The 3,793-nt window shown below is 38.7% G+C and carries 3 protein-coding genes; all 3 read right to left on the bottom strand.

Features of this window, described 5'->3' with window-relative positions; all coding sequences use genetic code 11:
- Nucleotides 1–7: 7 nt before the first annotated feature.
- The 3 genes from ACSSS3_RS11610 to ACSSS3_RS11600 all read right to left on the bottom strand — a co-directional run bounded on the left by ACSSS3_RS11610 (nucleotide 8) and on the right by ACSSS3_RS11600 (nucleotide 3,768).
- Nucleotides 8–496 carry a hypothetical protein gene (locus ACSSS3_RS11610; protein ID WP_442844745.1) on the bottom strand — a complete coding sequence of 163 codons (489 nt, stop codon included), beginning with the start codon at nucleotides 494–496 and terminating at the stop codon, nucleotides 8–10.
- Between the two features lie 415 nt (nucleotides 497–911).
- Nucleotides 912–2,804 (bottom strand): OmpA family protein, encoded by a 1,893-nt coding sequence (locus tag ACSSS3_RS11605; protein WP_442844744.1) that lies wholly within the window; start codon nucleotides 2,802–2,804, stop codon nucleotides 912–914.
- A 13-nt stretch (nucleotides 2,805–2,817) separates the two neighbouring features.
- Nucleotides 2,818–3,768, bottom strand: a complete 951-nt coding sequence (locus ACSSS3_RS11600; protein WP_442844743.1) for a PorP/SprF family type IX secretion system membrane protein — start codon at nucleotides 3,766–3,768, stop codon at nucleotides 2,818–2,820.
- Between the last annotated feature and the right edge of the window lie 25 nt (nucleotides 3,769–3,793).

The following is a 3,793-nucleotide window of genomic DNA, read 5'->3' as shown; positions in this document are numbered from 1 at the left end:
AGGTTGATTATTTGAAGTTGCTTGCGCCAGGGTTAAGTTGCTTTATTAAGATAGAAGCAAAATTCTGTTGTGAAGAAGAGTCAGACTTTGCGTGAATCTGAATACAGCTCCACGAGGTTTTGTTCAATTGTGGTTTTGTTGTTCTTACGATAAATTGAACCCTTTGGTTTTCTGAAGTCTTAATTAATTTCAGCGGAGCTCCATTTTTATCTAAGATTTCAAATTTTACATCTGATGATTCCAGAGAAGCGTCATCACAAGAAATCATTTCACCACGTATTTGAAATACTTGTGGCTTACCGGAATTATTTGTCAGTTCAACAAAATAATCTACAGTTTCTGCCGTTATAGGATCATCTGTATTTTTATAGAAAGCGAGTTCTACGTTTTTAGAGTTATCTGAACTCTTTGAGCCATGTTCTTTTTGCGAAAAGGCACTAATTTGAAAAGCAAAAAAAACAACAAGCATTAAAGCTGCATTGTAAAAATTTTTCATTGGGGCATTATTTGAAATTGGGTTGTACTAAAAATCACCTCCTTTAATCAGAGTTGATAAAATAAATATAATTCGAAACTTTAAAACGACAAGACACTGTCTGGAAGAGAAAGCACCCATCATAATAAATTATTTCATACACGCTATTAAAGCATATTTACTGCATTTAAGGGGTGTGAACGTTATTAAGTTGGGTATGACAAATATATATATCAACGCATACTTTTTCAGCGTAGGCATATTATTTTAGATGTAATACACAAAACCACCCCACAAATCTATACTTTCACCATTCAATTGTAAGAAACGGGTTTAAAAAATCCTACATTATTTTAATAATCAATTACTTAGAAGCCATTCTTTAAGCAGTTTTAGCCTATTTATACGACCAAAAAAGTGCCTTTTTAAGCATGACTTAATTGTCAAGTACTATAAATTGACTTCGTCGATTTAATTGATGCTGCTCCTCTGAACAGGCTACCCCGTTACTGCATTCATTTAATAATTGTGACTCTCCATAACCTCTCCCCGAAATTCGGTCTGCACTGATGCCGCCCTCCTCGATGATATATTGAATGGTAGATTCATTTCTTCGCTGAGACAGGGCCATGTTGTAATCATCATCACCTCTGCTATCAGTATGGGAACGTACATCTATGCGCAGGCCAGGATACTCTTTTAAAATCTGGATAATTTTCTGCAACTCCACCGCGGCATCAGGCCTTATATTTGACTTGTCAAAATCGAAATAAATAGGCTCTATAAGCACAGCCAGATCAAAGCCTGCTTCAATTTTTTCAGGAATTAATGCCATAGTGATTTCCTCCTCATCTTCAGACACTTCTATGCTTTGCTCCTCTGTACTGTAACCTTCTTTACTTGCACGTACAAAATAGACATCCCCACAAGGTATTTGATTAAAGCTATACTCACCCATACCGGAGGTTAAGCCGCTATTTAAAATTTCGTTTTGCTCATTACGAATCTCAACCTGCGCTTGGCTTAATACTTTCTTAGTCACATCATCAATAATAGTTACAGTTAGCATAGTCTCACAGGGTTGCTTGAGAAAACTGTATATATCATCATCAAGAGGATCATTAGCTCGATTAGAACTCAAATACCCTGTATTGTCTGACTCATTTATTACAAATGCAAAATCATCTGAGGTAGAGTTTATGGGAGATCCCAGTGTTTGTATTTTATTCTCGTTGAGGACGAAAACATCCAATCCCCCCAGGCCGGCTCTACCGTCTGAACTAAAATACAGCAAACCCAGCTGGGACACATATGGAAATCCATCACGACCCGGAGTATTAACCGTAGGCCCCAGATTAGAAGGCTCTCCCAGTATGGTATCTCCTTCCAGACTAACGCTCCATAAATCAGATTCTCCATATCCTCCCGGGCGGTCTGAAGCAAAGTAAAGGGTCTTGCCATCAGGACTTAAAGCAGGGTGAGATGTGGAAAACTCATCGCTGTTAATAGGCAATTCTTTAGCCTCACCCCATTCTGAACTACTGTCATTTCTTGCAGACACGTAAATCTTCAGCTTATTGGTGTTATTCTTTGAAGTTTTAAACTGTTCCTTAGAGTAGTTGTTACGGGTAAAGTACAATCTCGTCCCATCAGCATTTAGTACCGCATTACTCTCGTGGTAGGGCGTATTGACAGGACCGGTAAGCTTTTGAACATTTGTAACCTTTCCTGATTGTACATCTGCGGTATATAAATCTAAAAACGGCTGTTTATTCCATAAATGAATACGGGTTGAAAAAACACCGGTATCCCGGGTGGAAGCAAATAAAATCTGTTCCCCGTAATAAGCAGCCCCAAAATCAGAATAACCTGTTTTATTTATACCCAATTTTTCAACTGAATAAGTCCCTGCTACATAATTCTGACCACCACCGTTTTCGTAAATCTGCTCATCTCCTCCTGATGTGCCTGCTTTATAAAGAGCTATCATTTCTAAGGAAGTATCGTAACGCTCTATTGCGCGAAGGCTTTGGGCATATCTAAAATACTGCTCCGGCGTAACCTGATCTGCATAGGCTTCAACAAGTTTACCATACCACTGTGCCGCTTCAGCATAATCTGCATTGTAATAAAAACTGTCTCCCAATTTCCCGAAAAGCTCTGCAGAAGCATAGCCTTCTTCTGCAACTTTCAAATAAATCTTTTGAGAATCTACAAACGCGTACTGATCAAACTTTTTATTGGCTCGTTCCAATTCACGCTCCTGAGCATTGACGTCAAAACTTATTAAGGCTAAGGCAAACGTTAGAAAAAGTAATATATGTTTCATAAAACCTTATTTTTTAGAAGAAGCGTGGTGTAACCATGCGATTGTATTCTTTAAACAGTTCAAATCTCAAAAAGACTTCATAAGTACCGTCGTTATAGGTTGCATTACCTAAGTCTGTACTTTCCCGATCATAAGCAAAACCTACAAGCATGGAGTCTGAAATCTGAAAACCAACCAAGCCACTCAAAGCCGCGCTCCAGCGGTAAGACGCTCCTAGCGTAAGCTTATCGTAGAATAAAAAATTAGCATTAACATCTACAGCAAGTGGCGCTCCGGCTACCATTTTCACAAGGGTTGACGGCTTAAATTTAGTAGTTGGGCTGAGCTCAAAAACGTAACCCGCAAGACCGTAATAATGAATACGCTCTTCGGCTATAAAACTAGCTGCAGAGTTAGCCCCACTTCTATCAAAATGATCGGTTTGTAATAAACCGGGTGCAGAAATACCTGCATAAAACCGGTCATCGTGATAGAAGAGACCTACTCCAACGTTGGGCGAAAGTTTATTATCTATATTTTGAAGCAATGGATCATTTAGATTAAAAGGATTTGTTCTGTTAAAATCCACATCTAAAAGATTTAAGGTCCCTTTTAAACCAAAGCTCAGTTTACCTTCTACTCCGGTCTCAATAGTATAACTGAAATCTGCACTGAAATTTGTTTCTCTTGCTGGTCCTAATGCATCATTTACCAGGCTAAAACCCAAACCTACTTTACCTAAACCAATTGGACTATGCACTGATAGATTTTGCGTTCTTGGCGCTCCATCAAGACCCACCCACTGGCTGCGATGCAGAAGCAGTATTGAAGTCCTTCCGCGGTTTCCTGCGTATGCAGGATTAATCACCAAAGGATTATAGATATACTGCGTGTATTGAGGATCTTGCTGAGCGTACACCGACTCCTGTTTCAGGAAAGTCAAAGACGTCAAAGCAATAAGAAATATTTTTAATGTAGTCTTCATTACAAAATGCTTTTTAATGTTTATC

The organism is Leeuwenhoekiella sp. H156, assembly GCF_052218455.1.
Taxonomy (GTDB): Bacteria; Bacteroidota; Bacteroidia; order Flavobacteriales; family Flavobacteriaceae; genus Leeuwenhoekiella; species Leeuwenhoekiella parthenopeia.
The sequence above is the reverse complement of the archived record's forward strand: the minus strand, read 5'-3'. Positions and strand labels throughout refer to the sequence as shown.

Coding starts and splice junctions, on each gene's coding strand:
- ACSSS3_RS11610 (WP_442844745.1), bottom strand. CDS start 496: ATGAAAAATTTTTACAATGCAGCTTTAATGCTTGTTGTTTTTTTTGCT.
- ACSSS3_RS11605 (WP_442844744.1), bottom strand. CDS start 2,804: ATGAAACATATATTACTTTTTCTAACGTTTGCCTTAGCCTTAATAAGT.
- ACSSS3_RS11600 (WP_442844743.1), bottom strand. CDS start 3,768: ATGAAGACTACATTAAAAATATTTCTTATTGCTTTGACGTCTTTGACT.